The organism is Dinoroseobacter sp. S76 (genome assembly GCF_049801095.1).
Taxonomy (GTDB): Bacteria; Pseudomonadota; Alphaproteobacteria; order Rhodobacterales; family Rhodobacteraceae; genus Dinoroseobacter.
In genome coordinates, this window is record NZ_JBNAGH010000001.1 from 130,884 (window position 1) to 150,603 (window position 19,720).

16 protein-coding genes are annotated in these 19,720 nt (G+C 65.7%); 11 read left to right on the forward strand and 5 right to left on the reverse strand.

What is annotated here, in order from left to right; translation table 11 throughout:
* Window positions 1-57 precede the first annotated feature (57 nt).
* The gene (locus tag ACP153_RS00730) at window positions 58-597 is read left to right on the forward strand and encodes an adenine phosphoribosyltransferase (protein WP_424969048.1); all 540 of its coding nucleotides are present in this window, start codon (window positions 58-60) and stop codon (window positions 595-597) included.
* A gap of 121 nt (window positions 598-718) precedes the next feature.
* A complete protein-coding gene (locus ACP153_RS00735) occupies window positions 719-1,342 on the forward strand; it encodes a VPLPA-CTERM sorting domain-containing protein (RefSeq protein WP_424969049.1) in 624 nt (207 codons plus the stop codon).
* Window positions 1,343-1,452: 110 nt separating this feature from the next.
* Here ACP153_RS00735 and ACP153_RS00740 read toward each other — a convergent pair whose 3' ends face one another.
* The 3 genes from ACP153_RS00740 to ACP153_RS00750 are packed head-to-tail and all read right to left on the reverse strand — an operon-like array spanning window position 1,453 to window position 4,271.
* Complete coding sequence (locus ACP153_RS00740) at window positions 1,453-1,974, reverse strand: GrpB family protein (RefSeq protein ID WP_424969050.1); 522 nt, start codon at window positions 1,972-1,974, stop codon at window positions 1,453-1,455.
* Window positions 1,971-3,389 carry an FAD-binding oxidoreductase gene (locus tag ACP153_RS00745; RefSeq protein ID WP_424969051.1) on the reverse strand — a complete coding sequence of 473 codons (1,419 nt, stop codon included), beginning with the start codon at window positions 3,387-3,389 and terminating at the stop codon, window positions 1,971-1,973. Before ACP153_RS00745 ends, ACP153_RS00740 begins: the two co-directional genes overlap by 4 nt.
* A gap of 30 nt (window positions 3,390-3,419) precedes the next feature.
* Complete coding sequence (locus ACP153_RS00750; RefSeq protein ID WP_424969052.1) at window positions 3,420-4,271, reverse strand: MBL fold metallo-hydrolase; 852 nt, start codon at window positions 4,269-4,271, stop codon at window positions 3,420-3,422.
* Window positions 4,272-4,456: 185 nt separating this feature from the next.
* On the opposite strand from ACP153_RS00750, the gene tpiA reads away from it, so the two are divergent.
* The 6 genes from tpiA to ACP153_RS00780 all read left to right on the forward strand — a co-directional run bounded on the left by tpiA (window position 4,457) and on the right by ACP153_RS00780 (window position 13,242).
* Window positions 4,457-5,200: a triose-phosphate isomerase gene (gene tpiA / locus ACP153_RS00755; protein WP_424969053.1), complete on the forward strand. Its 744-nt coding sequence runs from the start codon at window positions 4,457-4,459 to the stop codon at window positions 5,198-5,200.
* A 71-nt stretch (window positions 5,201-5,271) separates the two neighbouring features.
* Window positions 5,272-7,149: a sensor histidine kinase gene (locus ACP153_RS00760; RefSeq protein WP_424969054.1), complete on the forward strand. Its 1,878-nt coding sequence runs from the start codon at window positions 5,272-5,274 to the stop codon at window positions 7,147-7,149.
* Window positions 7,146-8,495 (forward strand): sigma-54-dependent transcriptional regulator, encoded by a 1,350-nt coding sequence (locus ACP153_RS00765; RefSeq protein WP_424969055.1) that lies wholly within the window; start codon window positions 7,146-7,148, stop codon window positions 8,493-8,495. The genes ACP153_RS00760 and ACP153_RS00765 overlap by 4 nt, the downstream gene beginning before the upstream one ends.
* Window positions 8,496-8,763: 268 nt before the next feature.
* Window positions 8,764-9,747 (forward strand): TAXI family TRAP transporter solute-binding subunit, encoded by a 984-nt coding sequence (locus ACP153_RS00770; protein ID WP_424969056.1) that lies wholly within the window; start codon window positions 8,764-8,766, stop codon window positions 9,745-9,747.
* A 97-nt stretch (window positions 9,748-9,844) separates the two neighbouring features.
* The gene (locus ACP153_RS00775) at window positions 9,845-12,079 is read left to right on the forward strand and encodes a TRAP transporter permease (protein ID WP_424969057.1); all 2,235 of its coding nucleotides are present in this window, start codon (window positions 9,845-9,847) and stop codon (window positions 12,077-12,079) included.
* A gap of 2 nt (window positions 12,080-12,081) precedes the next feature.
* Entirely contained in the window at window positions 12,082-13,242 is a 1,161-nt protein-coding gene (locus ACP153_RS00780; RefSeq protein WP_424969058.1) for a cytochrome P450, read from the forward strand.
* A gap of 3 nt (window positions 13,243-13,245) precedes the next feature.
* Here the strand turns inward: ACP153_RS00780 and ACP153_RS00785 are convergent, their stop codons facing one another.
* Both ACP153_RS00785 and ACP153_RS00790 read right to left on the reverse strand, forming a co-directional pair.
* On the reverse strand, window positions 13,246-13,701 hold the full coding sequence (locus ACP153_RS00785) for a DNA polymerase III subunit chi (protein ID WP_424969059.1): 456 nt from the start codon (window positions 13,699-13,701) through the stop codon (window positions 13,246-13,248).
* Window positions 13,702-13,714: 13 nt separating this feature from the next.
* Window positions 13,715-15,181, reverse strand: coding sequence for a leucyl aminopeptidase (locus ACP153_RS00790; protein ID WP_424969060.1), 1,467 nt, complete (start codon window positions 15,179-15,181; stop codon window positions 13,715-13,717).
* Window positions 15,182-15,312: 131 nt separating this feature from the next.
* Between ACP153_RS00790 and ACP153_RS00795 the strand changes: the two genes are divergently transcribed.
* From ACP153_RS00795 to ACP153_RS00805, 3 genes are read left to right on the forward strand one after another with little or no spacing between them, the layout of a single operon-like run.
* Window positions 15,313-16,470, forward strand: a complete 1,158-nt coding sequence (locus ACP153_RS00795) for an LptF/LptG family permease (protein WP_424969061.1) — start codon at window positions 15,313-15,315, stop codon at window positions 16,468-16,470.
* The gene (gene lptG, locus ACP153_RS00800) at window positions 16,467-17,564 is read left to right on the forward strand and encodes an LPS export ABC transporter permease LptG (RefSeq protein WP_424969062.1); all 1,098 of its coding nucleotides are present in this window, start codon (window positions 16,467-16,469) and stop codon (window positions 17,562-17,564) included. The genes ACP153_RS00795 and lptG overlap by 4 nt, the downstream gene beginning before the upstream one ends.
* Complete coding sequence (locus tag ACP153_RS00805; protein WP_424969063.1) at window positions 17,561-19,711, forward strand: LPS-assembly protein LptD; 2,151 nt, start codon at window positions 17,561-17,563, stop codon at window positions 19,709-19,711. Before lptG ends, ACP153_RS00805 begins: the two co-directional genes overlap by 4 nt.
* The last annotated feature ends 9 nt before the right edge of the window (window positions 19,712-19,720 follow it).

The window sequence follows — 19,720 nt, forward strand, 5'->3', positions numbered from 1 at the left end:
AGCGCAGAGGCATCCCCAAAGCACCGATTGGGGAGCGAAAGACGGAGACCACCGCCCATGGCCGCGCGCAAAACTCTGACACAGTATATCCGCACCATTCCGGACTTTCCCCATGAGGGGATCATGTTCCGGGACGTGACGACCCTGTTTCTCGACCCGCGCGGATTTCGGATTGCGGTGGACCAGTTGCTCGACCCATTTGTCGGCGTGCAGATCGACAAGGTGGCCGGGCTGGAGGCGCGCGGGTTCATCCTCGGCGGGGCGGTGGCGCACCAGCTGAGCGTAGGTTTTCTGCCTATCCGCAAGAAGGGCAAGCTGCCGGGCGCGACGATCGAACAGGATTATGCGCTGGAATATGGCGAGGCCACGGTCGAGATCCATGACGACGCGCTGCAGCCGGGCGAGCGGGTCCTGCTGGTCGATGACCTCCTGGCCACGGGCGGCACGGCCCGGGCGGGCATCCAGCTGATCGAGCGGCTTGGGGCCGAGGTCGTCGGCTGCGCCTTTGTGATCGACCTGCCGGATCTGGGCGGGCGCAAACTGCTCGAAGAGATGGACATGGAAGTCCACACGCTCACCGCGTTCGAAGGCGATTGAACGCGGGTTTTGTTGCCCGAGCGGAAACAACCAAGCACCGATTTCGCGCCAAAATTGACCGCTGTGCCAAGGGTCCGCTAAAGCGGCGGGATTACACGTCCCTATTATGTGAGTAGCTCTGATGAAAGCCCTGACCCTCGCCCTGTTTCTGAGTGCCCTGACCCCCGGCCTTGCCGCTGCGGACACGCTCTTTTTCGACGATTTCGAAAGCAACACCGCCGGCCCGAACCGCACACCCAGCGGGTGGTCGACCACGTCCGGCGCGGTGGACATCACCGGGACCGGCTACTTCCCCGATGTCTGCTACAACATCGATACCTGCGTAGACCTTGATGGCTCCATCGGCGCGGCGGGCACGATCCAGACCCAGCAGAGCTTCACGCTCGTGGATGGGGTCAAGTACACGCTGAGCTTCGATTACTCGAAGAACTATTTCCAGCAGCAGAACACCAATGTCATGACCTTTGGCGTCGGCGGGATCTCGGACACGCTTTCGGTCCCCGGAGGCCCGCGCGCGGATGATTTCGCGGAGCTCAGCTTTTCGTTCATGGGCGATGGCTCCACCGGGTCGATCTTCTTCGCCCATGAGGGCGGCGACAATGGCGGGATCATCATCGACAATGTGAAACTCGTCGGAGGGACGGCCAGCCCGTCCCCGGTGCCGCTCCCGGCCTCTCTTCCGCTTCTGGCAGGCGGTTTGCTGGGCGCTGCGGCCCTGCGGCGCCGGAAATCGGTCAAATCCTAACGAATTGCTAACGACTCACGCGTAATCTGGGGTCTGTCGATGCAGCGATCGACAGGTTTCCCTAAGGTAGACTGAGCCCGGCCGGTGACTGCCACCGCGCCGGGCCTTTTTCATCCAGAGCGTCCAGCCCAATGCAGGGCCGCCGCTTCGGTGGCTTTCACCCAAGGATCCTTGCCGTCCATGTAATGCTCCGGATCCGGTGTCCGGGCGACGAGGCTTTGCTTCAGCGCGCCATATTCTCTCGCGACCTCGGGATGCGCGCGCAGATAATCGCGAAAGGCCAGATGGCGGCGCGCGCCCTCCGAACCCGTCGCAAAAGCGTGGAGGTGGTGCGTCCGCCGCCCCAAAGGATCCTCCTTGCGGAAATAGAGCCGCCCGGGGATCAAGTAGGCGCCGAGCCCCTCATAGCCCAACGCGGCAAGGTCCCCACCGCGCACGGCCAGCGCCGTCATATCGTCTGCCTCCAGCAACAGGTCTAGGATCGGCTTGGCCACCAGACCCGGGACCGAAGTGCTGCCGATATGGTGCACGGTAACGTCCAGCCCGCCCAGCGCGTGGGTGATCGCCCTGCCCTCCTCTGCCGCGGCCCCGGCCCAGCCGGGGTCATGGGGCGCGAGGCGGATGCCGCTCATCCCCGTTGGCGCAGGACCGCGCCCGGATTGAGGATGCCATTGGGATCCAGCGCATCCTTGATCGCGCGCATGGCGGCGAGCTTCACCGGATCGCCATAGCGCTCCAGATCTTCGACCTTGAGCCGCCCGATTCCATGCTCCGCCGAGACCGAGCCCCCCATGGCATGGACGATGTCATGGACGCAGCGTTTGATCGCCGGGCGGTCCGCCTCGTGATCGGCGCGGGTCTCCCCCGGCATGGGAAAGACGTTATAATGCAGATTGCCATCGCCCACATGGCCAAAGCAGTTGATCCGGTAGCGGCCCATGGCGTTCAGGGCGGCGGTCGCCTCGGTGATGAACTCCGGGATCTGAGAGAGCGGCACCGAGATGTCATGGGAGGAGACCGAGCCGATCCGGCGGTTCGCCTCGGGGATCGTCTCGCGCACCGCCCAAAGCTCTGCCACCTGTCCCTCTGATTGCGCGATGATCCCATCGGTCACGAGCCCCGCCTCCGCGGCGCGGGTATAGAGCGTTTCGAGCGCGCCTTCGGGATCAAACCCGCTCGCCCCGGCCAGATCGATCAGCACGCACCAATCGGGCGCATCGGCAAAGGGAAGACGCAGATCCGGCATGGTTTCCGCCAGAAACCGCAGCCCCATCCCGCCGATCAGCTCAAAGGCCGAGATGGCATCGCCCGCCACCTCCCCCGCGAGGTTCAAAAGCTCCAGCGCCGCCTCGGGGGTGGCGACTTGCAGCATCGCGACCCCGTGCTGGCTGGGGCGCGGAAAGAGGCGCAAAGCGGCGGCGGTGATCACCCCGAGCGTGCCCTCGGCCCCGATCAGCAGGTTCCGCAAATCGTATCCCATATTGTTCTTCCGCAAGCGGGTCAGCCCGTGCCAGATCTCGCCATTGGCCATCACTGCCTCCACTCCGAGGCAGAGATCCCGGGCATTGCCGTAGCGCAGCACATTCACCCCGCCCGCATTGGTGGCCAGCACGCCCCCGACCCGCGCAGACCCTTCCGAGGCCAGCGAGAGCGGAAAGAGCCGTCCAACCCCCTCGGCGGCAGCCTGCACCTCGGCGAGGATCGCGCCGGCCTCGGCCACGAGCACGTTTTCCGACGGATGCACCGCGCGGATGGCCGTCATCCGCTGCAGGGACAAGATCACCGGCGGTGCGCCCTCGGGGGCGATCTGCCCACCGACAAGCCCGGTACCACCGCTATAGGGGATCACGCCGACCCGGTGGGTATTGGCCAGACGCAGAACCGTCGCGACCTCCTCGGTTGCCCCCGGCGCCACCAGGAGCCCGCCCGTGCCCGCATAGCGCCCGCGCGGCTCCTCAAGGTACTGGGCCCCGAGCTCGGGAAAGGCCGCCGCGGGCAATGCCGCGCGCAGGGCCGTTTCCAGATCGGCGGGAACAGTGTCGAGCATGGTCTCTCCTCCGGCGCGGAGCCCCGCGCCCTATAGATCGTCGTCGCGCAGCCAGGCCGGACGCAGAACCACAACCGTGGGTTCCGGCGGCAGGGTGCGCAGGGACACCTCCAGATAGCTCGTATCGCGCAGCTCGACCCGGAACTCCGAGGCCATGCCGGTCAAAAAGCTCTGGAGCGTGAAATCTCCGAACCAGTGCATGGGCACAATCACCGAGGAGCGCAAGCGCCGCAGGATCGAGATCATCACATCCTGCGGCACCGTATAGCCGCCATCCACCGGGGCCATCACCACATCGAGCCGCCCGAGAGCCGCGTATTGCATGTCATTGGGCTCATGGTGGAGATGGCCGAGATGCCCGATGCAGAGCCCCGCGATTTCGAAGACGAAGATCGAGTTGCCGAGCGGCGCGCTGACAGCGCCAAAGCCCGAGCGAACATCCGTGGGCACATTGCGCACCAGCACCTCGCCGAGATCAAGGTAATGCTCCACCGGGTTGGGGCCTTCGGTGTTCCAGCCCGGCAGGACATGGGGGATGCGCGGATCGGGGGTCGCGGTCCAATGGGTGGAATGGGCGTTGTTCATGGTCGCCACATCCGGAAAGAACCCGGTATTGCCGAGAAAGCCCGTATAATCCGTCACCGCCGTGAACCCTTGCGGCCCCTCGATCAGAAAGCTCGCATGGGCGATATAGCTCAGCCGTACGGTGAACTCTTCGAGCGGGGCGCCAAAGCTCGCGGTCTGCACATATTCCAGACCCGGCGCGGCATCGGCGATGGCGATGCAATGGCTCGGCTTGCGGGTCTGCTCTTGCGCGAGCGCGGCGGGGGCGGCCAGCAACGCACTCGCTAACACCGACAGGATCAGGGGAAAGCGGGACATGGGCGGACCTCCGTGCGGCTGGATGCGGGTTGGCACTGAGTATAGGGCGCAGCGCGCGCAAGTCTGGTCTTTCTGCATCCGCGCGCCCGCCCCGAGCCCACAATCGCCCCCGCGCGCAAAAACCAGATGCAGAGCGCGCGCCAGACGCGTATCTCTTGAGCAGCGATTTTCGAAAGGACATGGGCATGCGGCGCAAACTGGCAGCAGGAAACTGGAAGATGAACGGCCTCACCGCGAGTTTGGCGGAGGCCAGCGCCATTGCCGAGGCCGCCAGCGGGAGCAGTGCCGAGGTGCTGCTCTGCCCGCCCGCCACGCTCGTGGCGCCCATGGCGGCGATGGCCGGGGATGGCGCGCTGCAGGTCGGCGGGCAGTATTGTCACCCCAATGGGTCCGGCGCGCATACGGGGCACATCTCCGCCGGGATGCTCCAGGATGCGGGCGCCTCCTATGTGATCACCGGCCATTCCGAGCGCCGTCAGGATGATGGAGAGGATGATGCCGCCGTGCGCGCCCAGACCCTAGCGGCATCGGAGGCCGGACTGACGGCCATTGTCTGCGTTGGCGAGACCGAGGCCGAGCGCGATGCCGCCAACACACTCGGGATCATCGGCGGACAGCTCGCAGGCTCAGTGCCGGATCAGGCCACGGGCCATAACTTGGTCATCGCCTATGAGCCGGTCTGGGCCATTGGCACCGGGCGCGTGCCCAGCCTCGACCAGATCGGCGAGGTCCATGACTTCATCCGCGGCAAGCTGGAGCAGCGCTTTGGCGAGGGCGTCGGACGCTCGGTCCGTCTGCTCTATGGCGGCTCGGTGAAACCGGGCAACGCGGAGGAGATCTTTGGTGTCTCCAATGTGGACGGCGCGCTGGTGGGTGGAGCCTCCCTGAAGGCGTCCGACTTCAACGCAATCATCGCTGCCCTTGGCTAGGCTCACCAACGCCCCCGGTCGAGACATCGCGCGCCATGGGCAATCCGGGCCCGGCGCGCCATAATCCCCCCATGGCGGATGCAAGTCACAGCTCGGCCCGACCGCGCCTCGCGGCCCGGCGCCCCATCAGATCCGGCACGGCGCTGGCCCTTGCCCTGTGTCTGGCGGGGATCGTTGCACTTGTCAGCTTTCCGCGGATCGAACGGTTCTTTCAACGGGACGCCGCTGAACAGGCCGCCGCGACGCTGAGCCTGACGGTGGAGGGTCTGACCGGCGCGCTCAACCGCTACGCCCCCCTGCCTGCTCTGGTGGCCGAGCGGCCCGAGCTCGCGCAGCTCCTGCGCGAGCCGACCAACGCAGCACTGATCGATCAGGTCAATGAAAGCCTGCGCCAGACCGCCTACTCGCTTAGTGCCTCGGATGTCTATCTGCTCGATATCTCCGGGCATACGCTGGCGGCGAGCAATTACCGCAAGACCCTGAGCTTTGTGGGGCGCAGCTTTGCCTATCGTCCCTATTTCACCCAGGCGCTGGATGGTGGGCTGGGGCGGTTTTTTGCCCTGGGCACCACGTCCGGCGAGCGGGGCTACTTCTACGCCGCACCGGTCGAGGAGGATCAGCGCATCACTGGCGTGGTCGCCGTCAAGTTCACCGTGGACAGCTTTGAGGAGACCTGGCGCGCGGGTCCGGCCACGGTTCTGGTCAGTGACCTGCGCGGCGTGGTCTTCATGTCCGACCGGGAGGATTGGCATTTCCGCGCCCTGCGCCCGCTCACCCCACAGGCCCGCGCCGGGATCGAGGCGGCGCGCCAATATCCGCTTTCGGAGGTGACGCCCCTGCCCACGGAGCGCAGCGCGCTCGGGGGTGGTGCGGAGCTTTGGACGATTGAGGACCCGGGCACGCCAAGCGCCGGATATGTGGCCCAGACCACCCGGATCGCCGAGGCGGGCTGGGATGTCACCGTGCTCGTCTCTACCGGCCCCGCGCGCCAGCAGGCCTTGCAAATGGTGGCGATCGGCACGCTTCTGACACTGCTGCTGGCCCTGGCGGTCACGATCTATCTGCAACGCCGTGCCCAGCAACTGGCCCTGATGGCCGCGCAAACCGCCGCCCGGGCCGAACTTGAGGCGCGGGTGATCCAGCGGACCACGGATCTCAACGAGGCGAACGCCCAGCTCCAGCAGGAGGTGGTTGAACGCCGACAAGCCGAGCAACAGCTCCGCAAAACCCAGGCCGAACTGGTGCAGGCAGGCAAGCTCGCCGCCCTGGGCCAGATGTCCGCCGCTCTCAGCCATGAGTTCAACCAACCTCTGGCCGCCGTGAAGTCCTATGCGGAGAATGCCGCGACCTTCCTCGAACGGGACCGCCCGCAAGAAGCGCGCGAGAATGTCGGGCGGATTTCGGCCCTCACGGACCGAATGGCCGAAATCTCCAAGCATCTGCGCAATTTCGCCCGCCGTCCGCAGGATGCAGTGGACCGGGTGCAGCTCGCCCCGGTGATCCATGACGCGCTCGCGGTGATGCAGGCCCGGATCAAGCACGCGGAAGCCGAGATCCGCTATACCCCGCCTGCCGCGCCCGTCTGGGTGCGCGGCGGCCATGTGCGGCTGCAACAGGTGGTGGTGAACCTGCTGAGCAACGCGCTGGATGCGACCGCCGAGACCGAGGCCCCGGTGATCACGCTCGAGGTCACCCAGAGCGGTGAACAGGCGGTGCTCAGCGTCTGCGACACCGGCCCCGGCATTGCCCCGGGCGCGGAGGAGACGCTCTTCGATCCGTTCTTCACCACCAAGGGGCCGGGCGGCGGGCTCGGGCTGGGCCTGTCGATCTCGTATAACATCGTGCGGGATTTCGGCGGTACGCTCAGCGCCCATAATCGAGAGGGTAGCGGGGCGGAGTTCCGCCTGACCCTCGCGTGCTGCCCCGACCCCGAGGGGCCGTCGACATGAGTTCCGAGATGATCCTTTTCGTCGATGACGAGGAGCCCCTGCGCCACGCGGCGGCCCAGACACTGCAACTGGCGGATTTCGACGTCACCTGCTTTGCAGATGCCGAGAGCGCCCTGCCCCGGATCGCCCGCGACTTCCCGGGGATCCTTGTGACCGATATCCGGATGCCGGGCCTGAGCGGCACGGACCTGATGGCGCGCTGTCTCGAGATCGACCCCGAATTTCCCGTGATCCTTGTGACCGGCCACGGGGATATCGAGCTTGCGGTGCAATCCATGCGCGATGGCGCCTATGATTTCCTCGAGAAACCCTATGCCCCCAGCCGCCTCGTGGCGACCATCCGGCGGGCGCTCGACAAGCGCCGCCTGACGCTGGAGAACCGCCGTTTGCGGGCCGCGGTCGGCCGCCGCGACCCGATCGAGGCGCGGCTCACCGGGCGCAGCCCCGCGCTGATCGCCCTGCGCCAACAGGTCCGTGCCGTGGCGCAGACCGATGCGGACGTGCTGATCATCGGCGCGACCGGCACCGGCAAGGAGGTCACTGCCCGCGCCCTCCACCGCGCCAGCGGGCGCAAGGACGGCCCGTTCTTGCAGATCAACTGCGCGGCCCTGCCCACGGATCTGATCGAGAGCGAGCTCTTCGGCCATGAGGCCGGGGCCTTCGCCGGGGCGATGCGCGCGCGCTATGGCAAGTTCGAAGCCGCGCGCGGGGGCACGGTCTTTCTCGACGAGATCGACAGCCTGCCTTTGCCGCTGCAGGCCAAGCTGCTCCATGCGATCCAGAACCGCACCGTCACCCGGCTGGGCTCGAACGAGCCTGTGAGCCTCGATGTCCGCTTCATCGCGGCCAGCAAGAAGGATCTGGAGGCCGAGGCGCGGGCCGAGCGGTTCCGGGCTGATCTGCTCTATCGGTTGAACGTCGTGACCCTGCGCCTGCTACCTCTGGCGGAACGGCGCGAGGATATCCCGCTCCTCTTCTCGCAACTTGTCAGCGAGAGCGCCGCGCGTCAGCAGCAATCTGCGCCGGATGTTTCAGGCGCCGTGCTCGCACGGATGGCGGCGCGGGACTGGCCCGGCAATGTGCGCGAGCTGCGCAATGCGGCGGAGCGTTTCGTGCTGGGCCTCGACCTTGATTTGGCGAGCCCAGACGACACGGCACCTACAGTCCCCGAGGCATTGGCCGAACAGATGGCCGCCTATGAAAAGGCCCTGATCACCGCCAGCCTCGCTGCCCATCAGGGCCGGCTGAAAGACACCTACGAGGCGCTGAACCTGTCGCGCAAAGCGCTCTACGAGAAGATGCAAAAGCACGGTCTTTCCCGCGACGCCTTCGCCCCGGAAGGCTGAGCGCGCCCGCGCCCGGCCCGGGATGGGTCGCGGACGGAACACGAATCCCATGCGATGTCCCCGACCCGACCCATGGCGCGGAATTAATTCGCCGGTCCCATGTCCTGACCGCATGGCGACCTTGCCAAAATCACATGCCGTCCCCCCTACTGCGCCCAGCACCGAATGGGAGGTGTCTGCAAGGCCGCGCGCCTTGCGAGCGAGAGCCGCCGAGGCCCGGGCCCGCAAACGGGTCGGCCTGACAGGCGGCACAAACTGGAGGAAGACAATGAAATTCACTTTGATGACCGGTACGGCGATGGTCGTTGCCCTGGGCGCAAGCATGGCGACCGCGATGGACCGCGACGGCTGGCCCGAGAGCTTCACCGTGGGCACCGCATCCCAGGGCGGGACCTATTTCGCCTATGGCTCCGGCTGGGCGAACCTTGTCGCCGAAGAGCTGGGCCTGTCGGGTGGCGGCGAAGTCACGGGTGGCCCGATGCAGAACATGGCGCTGGTCCACACGGGCGACGCGCAGTTCGGCATGACCACCATGGGCCCGGCGGCGGAATCCCTCGGCGGCACCAACCCGATCGCGCCCGGCCTGCAAATGACCGGCGCTTGCGCGATGTTCCCGATGTACCAGACCCCCTTCTCCGTCACGGCGCTGAGCTCTTCGGGCATCAGCTCCATCGCGGACATCCCGGATGGCGCCAAGATCGGCTTTGGCCCAGCGGGCTCCACCTCGGACACCTATTTCCCGCGCATGATGGAAACGCTTGGCGTGAATTTCGAGCGCCGCAATGGCGGCTGGTCGGACCTCGGCGGTCAGCTGCAGGATGGCCTTCTGGACGTGATCGCCTTTGCCGCCGGTGTGCCGGTGCCCGCGGTCAGCCAGCTCGAAGTGCAGACGGATGTGAACATCATCGAGTTCACCGGGGATGAGCAAGCCAAGATCCTCGAGGCCTTCCCGGTCTCCGAGTTCATGATCGGCGCGGACACCTACACGACCCTGACCGAAGACGCGACCTCGGTCTCCATGTGGAACTTCGCGATCGCGAACTGCGATCTGCCCGCCTCCTTCGTCGAAGCGGTGGTGGACGTGGTCATGTCCGACAATGCCCGCATGGTCGGCATCCACAAGGCGGCCCGCTCCACCCTGCCCGAGAACTGGGACAAGAACGGTGTCCTGCAGTGGCACCCGGGTGCGGCAGCCTGGTTCAAGGAAAATGCCGGGGCCGATATCCCCGACAGCATGATCCACGGCATGTAAGCCGACAGAGTTGGAAGGGCCGCGCAAGAGCGGCCCTTCTTTTACGCGCGGAGGGAGCCGTGCTTGGGCGCAACGACGTCCAAACCGGAGTGAGGGAATGACAGATCAAACCAAGACAGACGACGACCATCTGATTGCCGATGGCGTCGACGAAGAACCCACGGAGGCGAACCGACGCCTCTTCGAGGGACGCAATTTCATCCTGATCAGCGCGTTTGCCGCGCTCTATGCGGCGTTTCACATGGCCGCCCTGAACGGGTTGTCGATCTCGGAATGGACCGGTGTGACGGTTCCCTTCCTGCCGACCTTCCCGCTGGAAACCTGGAATTTCCGGATCGTCCATATCGCGGGGGCACTGGCCCTTGGCTTCCTGCTTTTTTCAGCGCGTACGGATTTCCCCGGCCCGGGCAAGGAAACCCCGATGCTGGGCTATGCGGCCTATGCCCTGATGATCCCGGCGCTCTTTTCCGTGGGCATGGCTGCAAGTTTCGCGATGGAGATCGCAGGCGGCACCATGTGGAACGGCATCGATGAAGGCATCAAGTTCAACGAGACCTACCTCTTTGGTCTGCCCCTGATCATCGCAACGGCGGGCGGGATCGTCCTGAGCTGGTTCCACCAGCGCGAGCGCGGTGGCTTTGCGGCCCCGGATCTGGTGCTGGCGGTCTGCGGCGTGGCCGTGGCGACCTATCTGATCACGATCTATGGCACGCTGATGCGCAACTCCACCGGCACGCCCTTTGCGCCGATCGGGATCTCGATCGCTGCCGTGGCGGGCACGGCCCTGATCATGGAGCTGACCCGCAGGGTCGCGGGCATGGCCCTGATCGTGATCGCCGCGATCTTCCTGACCTATGTCTTTGTCGGTCAGTACATGCCCGGCTTCCTGAATGCTCCGGCGATCAGCTGGCAGCGCTTCTTCAGCCAGGTCTATACGGATGCAGGCATCCTCGGGCCGACCACGGCGGTGAGCTCAACCTATATCATCCTCTTCATCATTTTCGCGGCCTTCCTGCAGGCCTCCAAGGTCGGGGATTACTTCGTGAACTTCGCCTTCGCCGCTGCCGGGCGCGCGCGCGGCGGTCCGGCCAAGGTGGCGATCTTTGCCTCGGGCCTGATGGGGATGATCAACGGCACCTCGGCGGGCAATGTGGTCGCCACGGGCTCGCTGACGATCCCGCTGATGAAGAAGGTGGGCTATCACAAGAAGACCGCCGGCGCGGTTGAGGCTGCCGCCTCCACCGGGGGGCAGATCATGCCGCCGATCATGGGGGCGGGAGCCTTCATCATGGCCGAAATCACGGGCATTCCCTACACGGAAATCGCCCTGGCCGCGGTCATTCCAGCGATTCTCTATTTCGTGTCGGTTTACTTCATGGTGGACATGGAAGCCGCCAAGCTCGGCATGCGCGGCATGTCCGAAGACGAGCTGCCGAAGTTCAACAAGATGGTGCGTCAGGTCTATCTCTTCCTGCCGATCATCATCCTGATCTACGCGCTCTTCATGGGGTATTCGGTGATCCGGGCAGGCACGCTCGCGACCATCGCGGCCGCCGTGGTGTCCTGGTTCACCCCGTTCCGGATGGGGCCCCGCTCCATCGTGAAGGCCTTCGAGATCGCGGGCACCATGTCCGTGCAGATCATCGCGGTCTGTGCCTGTGCGGGCATCATCGTGGGCGTGATCAGCCTGACCGGTGTGGGCGCGCGCTTCTCCGCCGTGCTTCTCGGGATCGCGGATACGAGCCAGCTGCTGGCGCTCTTCTTCGCCATGTGTATCGCAATACTGTTGGGGATGGGCATGCCCACCACGGCGGCTTATGCGGTCGCGGCCAGTGTGGTCGCCCCGGGCCTCGTGCAACTGGGCATCCCGCAGCTGACGGCGCATTTCTTCGTCTTCTACTTCGCGGTGCTCTCGGCCATCACGCCCCCTGTGGCGCTGGCGAGTTACGCGGCGGCGGGGATATCCGGGGCCAACCCGATGGAGACCTCCGTGGCCTCCTTCAAGATCGGGATCGCCGCCTTCGTGGTGCCCTTCATGTTCTTCTACAACGGCGCGCTCCTGATGGATGGCTCCTGGCTGGAAGTGCTGCGGGCCGGTGGCACGGCGGTGGTCGGGGTCTTCCTGCTGAGCTCCGGCGTCCAAGGCTGGTTCATGGGGGGCCGTGCGGTCTGGTTCCTCCGGGTTGGTCTGGTCATCGCGGCGCTCCTGCTGATCGAAGGCGGGATCATCACGGACCTCGCCGGGATCGGCCTGATCGCTGCGGTCTATTTCGTTCAGAAGGTGATCCGCCCGGCTCCGGGCGCGACCATCCCCGTGCGTGGCGCGGATTGAGGATGGAGCGGGTCACGCAGGATCCGAGCGATCCGACCTTCGTCCAGAACCCGTATCCGGTCTATGACCGGATGCGGGACCTCGGGGACCTGATCTGGTGGGAGGCTTACGGCATGGTCGTCTCCCCCAGCTACAAGGCCACGGCGGCGATCCTCAAGGATCGCCGTTTTGGCCGTGAGGCGCTGGAGGCCATTGCAGTGCCCGACCACCTCACGGATTTTTACGCCGTTGAGGCCCATTCCATGCTGGAGCTCGAGCCGCCGCGCCATACGCGTCTGCGGGGGCTGGTGACGCGCGCCTTCACTTCGCGGCGCGTGGCGGCCCTCGCGCCGGAAATCGAGGCGCTGTGTCATGGGCTCATCGACGCCTTCCCCGAAGGGCCCTTCGATCTGTTGCCCGCCTATTGCACGCCCGTGCCGGTGCGGATCATTGCCCGGATGCTCGGCGTTCCCGAAGCCGAAGCTCCGCAGCTTCTGGAGTGGTCCCACGCCATGGTGGGCATGTATCAGGCCAGCCGGACCCACGAGATGGAGGTTGCCGCCAATGACGCCGCGCGCGCCTTTGCCGCCTGGGTCAGCGATCTGATCGATGCGCGCCGCCGGAGCCCGGGCGAGGACCTGATGAGCGCGCTGATCGCCGCCGAAGAGGACGGCGCCAAGCTCAGCCGCGAGGAACTGATCACGACCATCGTGCTGCTGCTCAATGCGGGCCACGAGGCAACGGTCCATACGCTGGGCAATGGGGTGAAGACCCTGCTTGAGATCGGGCATCGCGAGATCACGCCGGGGCTTGTGGAGGAGGTGCTGCGCTACGACCCGCCGCTCCATGTCTTCACCCGGATCGCGCGCGAGGAGGTCGAGCTCTTTGGCCACCGCTTCACCCCGGGCGAGACCATCGGTTGCCTGCTGGCGGCGGCGAACCGGGATCCCGCCTTCGCCGCCGATCCCCACCGCTTTGACCCGATGCGTCAGATCAAGGGGCAGAACATGGCGTTCGGCGCAGGGCTGCATTTCTGCGTGGGGGCACCGCTGGCCCGGCTGGAGATCGAGATCGCCTTGCGGGTGCTCTTTGAACGTTGCCCCGACCTGCGGCTGGCAAGCGCCCCACGCTACGCACCGATCTATCACTTCCACGGGCTCGAGGCGCTGGAGGTGACGCGCTAGGGCTCAAGCCTCGGCCTTCTTCTCCCAGCGCCCGCTTTCCTGGCTCCAGTATTGCGCCGAGACACCTGCGCCCGTGACCTCGCGCCATTGGGCGCGGGCGGCCTGCACGGCTATCTCGTCCCGACCATCAAACAGGATCGAGGCGCGCGCCAGCCCGCCGACCTCGGCAGGATCCAGCGTCGCGCCCTCGACACAGATCAGGGCGCTGCGATCCGTCACCGGCAGATCCACCCCCATCAGCACAGGCTGATCCCCATCATGGGGACCGCCCGCAAGCCCATGGGGCAAAAACCCATCCTCGGGCTTTAGCCAGAGCAGCTCATCGAGCCGCTCCAGCCCCGCTTGGCTGCCGCCACGCAGGGCAACACGCCATCCGGCGGCCAGGGATTTCTCCAACAGGACCGGCAAAGTCGCCTCCAGCGGCGTCTGGGTCATGTGGTAGAAATAGACCGCCCCCATCTTGCGCCGCCGATCAGCCCTCGTAGCCGTCGCGGATCAACCGGTCGAGCGCGCGCACGCCCCAGCCGGTCGCCCCGGCGGGCGCGTAGTCCGTGGCCGATTTCACCGAAGCCGTGCCCGCGATGTCCAGGTGGCACCAGGGGGTCTCGTCCTTGACGAACCGGCCCAGGAACTGTGCCGCGGTGATCGAGCCTGCGGGGCGTCCGCCGGTGTTCTTAATATCCGCGATGCGCGACTTGATCAGCTTGTCATAGCCCGGCCCCATGGGCAGACGCCACGCGCCCTCCCCCTCGGCGGCGGCGGCCTTGAGGAACTCCGCGCTGAGTGCGTCGGAATTCGAGAAGACGCCCGCGTTTTCATGGCCCAGACCGATGATCACGGCCCCGGTCAGCGTGGCGAGATTGATCATGCCCACCGGGTTGAAGGTCTCTTGGGTGTACCAGAGCACATCGGCCAGCACGAGACGCCCCTCGGCATCGGTGTTGATCACCTCGATCGTGTCGCCCTTCATGGAGGTCACCACATCGCCGGGCCGCTGGGCTTTGCCATCGGGCATGTTCTCGACGAGCCCCACGAGGCCGACCACATTGGCCTTTGCTTTGCGCAGGGCCAGGGTGCGCATGACCCCCGCGACGACGCCCGCGCCCCCCATATCCATGGTCATGTCTTCCATGCCGCCCGCGGGCTTGAGCGAGATGCCCCCGGTATCAAAGACCACGCCCTTGCCGACAAAGGCAAAGGGCGCCTCGTCCCCGCCGCCCATCCATTTCATCACCACGATCTTGGACGGGCTTTCCGAGCCCTGCCCGACCCCGAGCAGCGCGTCCATGCCGAGCTCGGCCATCTCGGCCTCCTCGAGCACCGAGACCTCAAGCCCCAGATCCTTCATCGCGATCAGCCGGTCGGCGAACTCGGTAGTGGTCAGCACATTTGCGGGTTCGTTCACCAGATCCCGGGTGAAAAACACACCCTCGGCCACGGCGCGGTGATCGGCATAGGCGGCCTCGACCTCCGCGGGTTTCGCGGCCATGACCGTGATGCCGCCGGTCTCGCTGTCCTGCTTCGATTTGCGCGCGTCGAACGTGTAGACCCGCAGGGTCGCGCCAAAGGCGATCTCGGCTGCGTCGGACTGGCTGCCCGCCCAGATCGCGAGCCCTGCCTTGCCGACCTTCTTGCCAAGGGTCGCGCCCGCCTTGCGCGCCTCGAGCCCTTTGGCGGTGCGCGCGAGCTTGACGACGATCACTTCGTCGCTCGCCATGCCCATCGGGTAGCTCAGGCTCAGGCTCTCGCCGGATTTCAGCTTCTCGAAGGCCTCACTCTCAACCGCGCGTGCCAAGGCCCCCTTGGTCAGCTTGTTGATCCGCTTGGCGCCCGGATTGAGCGTGCCCTCGGCGGGAACGAAAACGGCGACGCGCGCGGTTTCGGCGGCCAGGGCATCGAGATCGGTTTCGGCGAAGGAGACGGGGACAAGCTCGGTCATGGGCTCTCTCTTGGTGTGATGTCCCGACATACCTAGACCGGGTGCGGCGCGATGACCAGCCGATGCGCGCCGCTGAGCGGCTTGTGCGCTTTTCCCCGCGGACTGAATGATCTAGGCTGCAGTCACACCTGATGGAAGGCCTCGCGCGACCGCCGATCATGCTCGCCCGCTATGACCGATATATCCTCGGCCGCCTCATGGTCACCTTCGGGTTTTTCACCCTGATCATCGTGCTGATCTATTGGATCAACCGTTCGATCCGGCTGTTTGACCGGCTGGTGGGCGATGGCCAGAGCGTGGCCTTGTTTGCCCAGCTGTCGCTGCTGAGCCTGCCCTATCTGATCTACCTGATGTTGCCGCTTTCGGCCTTTGCCGCCTCGGTGAGCACGGGCAATCGGATGGGCTCGGACAGTGAGACCGTCGCCTTGCAGGCCGCCGGGGTGGGCGCGTTCCGGATCGTGCGCCCTGCCTTCTATCTGGGCCTGATGGCCGCCGCGCTGATGCTGGTGCTGGCGCATCTGCTGATCCCGCTCAGCCGCGTGACCATTGCCGAGCTTGAGGCGCAGCTGGCCGATGCGGTGGGCGCGCGGCTCCTGGAGCCCGGCAAGTTCCAGTCGCCGGTGGACGGGGTGACGGTGTTTGTCAGCGAGATCACCGATGATGGTGTCCTCTCCAAGGTCCTCTTGTCGGATCAGCGTGATGAAGCGACCGAGGTGCTTTATACGGCGAACCAGGCCTTGCTCGTCCGTTCCGAGACCGGGCCGCAGCTTGTGATGATCTCCGGGCTGGCCCAATCCCTGCGCGCCGATGGCAGCCTGAGCATCCTGCGGTTTGAGGATTTCGCCCTGAGCCTCGGGACGACCGAGATGCCGGAGGAGCGTGTGCTGCGCGACCTGCGCGGCTGGGACACGCTGAGCCTCTTGCGCGCTGAGCCCGAGATGCTCGATCTGGTGCGCAAGTCCCGCGCCGAGTTCCTGCACGAGGCCCATCGCCGCTTCGCCACACCGGCCCTGGCGGTCTGTACGGCCCTGCTGGGCTTTGCCGCACTTCTGGTCGGTGGGTTCAGCCGATTTGGCTTCTGGCAACAGGTGGCGGGGGCGATCGTGCTCATCGTCGTGATCCAGCTTTTCGCGAATTTCGCCGAGGATATCGCCCTGCAAAGCGATACGGCCTGGCCCATCCTCTATGCCCCTGTGGTCTTTGCGGCGATCGCCGTAGGCACGCTCCTGTATCTGGCGGATCACCCGCTCAAATGGCGCAGGCGGACACCGACGGAGGGGGCCACATGACCCTGCAATGGTATTTCGCCCGGCGCTTTGCGGTCAGCTTCCTGTCCATGCTGTTGATCTTTGCCGGATTGATCTGGATGACCGATATGGTCGAATCCCTGCGGAGCCTTGCCAGCGAGGATTTTGGCCTGCGGGAGGCGGCGGGGCTGGCGCTGCTGCGGCTGCCCGGCACGATCTACGAGGTGATCCCGCTGATCATGGTATTGGCGACCATCACGCTGTTTCTCAAGATGGCGCGGACCTCGGAGCTGATCGTGACCCGCGCGGCGGGGCGGTCCGCAATCCGCAGCCTGATCGCACCGGTGCTGGTCGCCGCCCTGATCGGCGGGATCGGGATCAGCGTGGTGAACCCGATTGTGGCCGCGACCTCCCGCATCGCCGATGAGACCCGCGATACGGTCCGGGGGCGGGCGACGAACGTCCTGTCGCTCAGCGGCAACGGGCTCTGGCTGCGTCAGGCGGCGCCCGATGGGCAGATCGTGATCCATGCCGCCGGGGTCAGCCCCGGAGGCACCGCGCTTTACGATGTGACTTTCATGAAATTCGACCAGAACGCCCTGCCCCAGCAGCGGATCGCCGCCGCGCGGGCCGAGCTGGTCCCTGGCGCCTGGGATATGACCGGCGTGAAGACCTGGGACCTTTCCGGGCGCGCCAATCCGGAGGCCAGCGCCGTGGAGCAAGCCTGGATGCGCCTCCCTTCGGATCTGACCCTGAACCAGATCCGCGACAGCTTTGGCGAGCCTTCGGCCATTCCGATCTGGCAGCTGCCGGCCTTCATCGCGCAACTGGAGGCTGCGGGTTTTGCGGCCCTCAATCACCGGGTCTGGCTGCAATCCGAGTTGGCCTCGCCGGTGTTTCTGATCTCGATGGTCCTGATCGGTGCGGCCTTCACCATGCGGCACACGCGCTTCGGGCGGACGGGGCTGATGGTGCTCTTTGCGGTGCTCTTGGGCTTTGCCATGTACTTTCTGAAAAGCTTTGCCCTGGTCCTCGGAGAGACCGGAAAGATCCCGGTTCTGATTGCCGCCTGGTTCCCGCCTCTCGCCGGGATCTGCCTCGCGCTCGCCCTCCTGCTCCATCAGGAGGACGGATGATGCGCGCGCCCCTGCCCCGCACGGGGGCCGTCGCGCGTACGTTGCTGGCCGCCGCAGGGCTGGCCGTCCTGAGCGCAGGTGCACTCGCGCAAGAGACCCCCGCCCCGGCCACCTTGCTCGCCGACCAGATCACCGCAGATCCCAACGGGGTGCTGACCGCGAGCGGGTCCGTCGAAGTGCTCTATGACGGGCGCCGCCTGCGCGCCGAGGAGATCATCTACGACACGCGTGACGAGAGCCTGCGGGTCGTCGGCCCGATCCAGCTCAGCTCCGGCCCGGGCTTTGTTTTGCTCGCGTCAGAGGCGGAGATCGACGGGGAGTTGCGCAACGGTATCCTGCGCAGCGCGCGTCTGGTGCTCGACCAGAAGGTGCAGATCGCCGCCTCGGAGATCCAGCGCGTGGATGGGCGCTACACACAGCTCTATCGCTCCGTTGCGTCAAGCTGCGAGGTCTGCATCGACCGCCCTGTCCCGCTTTGGCAAATCCGCGCGAAACGGATCGTCCATGACGAGCTTGAGCGGCAAATCTATTTCGAGAATGCGGTGTTCGAAGTGGCCGGCGTGCCGATCTTCTACTTGCCGCAGATGCGTGTGCCGGACCCGACCCTGGAGCGTGCGACGGGCTTTCTCTTCCCCTCTGCACGTACCACCAGCGCGCTCGGCGTGGGGATCGAGGTCCCCTATTTCATCGAGCTCGGACCGGACAAGGACCTGACCCTCAGCCCGAAGCTCACCACGCGCAACTCGCGCACGCTGGGACTGCGCTACCGCCAGGCCTTCACCCGCGGTGAGCTGACCTTTGAAGGGGCGCTCACCCGGGACGAGCTCGAAGAAGGGGATCGCGGCTTCGCCACTCTGGTGGGCGAGTTCGACATCGGACGCGACTATGTGCTGGAATTCGATCTCGAGACGGTGTCCGACGACCAGTACTATCGGGATTACGGCTTCGACGATGAAGACCGGATCGACAGCACGATCGAGGTCTCGCGGATCCGCCGCGACAGCTTGCAGCGCGGGACAGCGACCTATTTCACCACCTTCCGCGCGGATGAGGACAACGAGACGATCCCGCGCTTCGTCCTCGATGGCGAGTATACACGCCGCTACGACGTGCCGGTGATCGGCGGCTACTCGGAGACAACCCTGAGCTTTCTTGGTTTGCAACGGGAATCCGAAGAGGATGCCATCGGGCGCGACACGCGGCGCCTGAGCCTGGTTTCCGATTGGCGGCGCAGCTGGACGAATGATCTCGGGATGGTCGGCACCACCATTGGCGAGCTGGCCTTCGATCTCTTCGACACGCAGAACGACGCGGAATTCCCGGACACGGTGACCCGGGTCACGCCGACTGTGGCCGCCGAGCTGCGCTGGCCCTTTTCGCGCACGGACGCCACCTCTCACAGCGTGCTCGAACCAGTCGTCCAGCTCGTCTGGTCTGAGGTGAATGGCGACGAGGTCCCCAATGAGGACAGCACGGTTGCCGAGTTCGACGAGGCCAGTCTCTTTGACCTCAACCGCTTTGCCGGACGGGATCAGCTGGAAAGTGGCTGGCGCGCCAATGTCGGGGTGACTTGGACCCGGTTCGACAATAGCGGCTGGATCAGCGGCGTGACCGTGGGGCGGGTGTTTCGCGAAAACGAGAATACGGCGCTGGCGCCCGGGGCCTCGGATACCGAGCGCGCCTCAGACTGGCTCGCCACCGTTCAGCTTGATAGCCCCGACGGCCTCCAACTCATCAACCGCGCGCAATTCGCCTCGGATTTCTCGATCAACAAAAACGCCCTGCGCCTCGCCTGGAGCGATCCGCGCTCGCGCCTGGGGCTTACCTATACATGGCTGCGCGCTTCGGAGGCGGAATCCCGCCCATCCGACACCAATGAGCTCGTCCTAACGGCGGGTCACCAATTCAACAACACTTGGGCCGGGGGGCTCGAATACAGCTATGATTTCGATGCCTCCAGTCCCCGCGAGGCCGAACTGACCCTGCAATACCAGAACGAATGCATTCGCGTAGATTTGTCCTTGTCGCAGGATTTCGACACGGTTGAGGATTTGCGCTCCACCACGGATTTTGGCATCAAGGTCTCGCTGATCGGCTTCGGCGCCGGACAGTCCGGCATTGACCGCAGCCGGAGTTGCCGGAGATAGGACACCTAC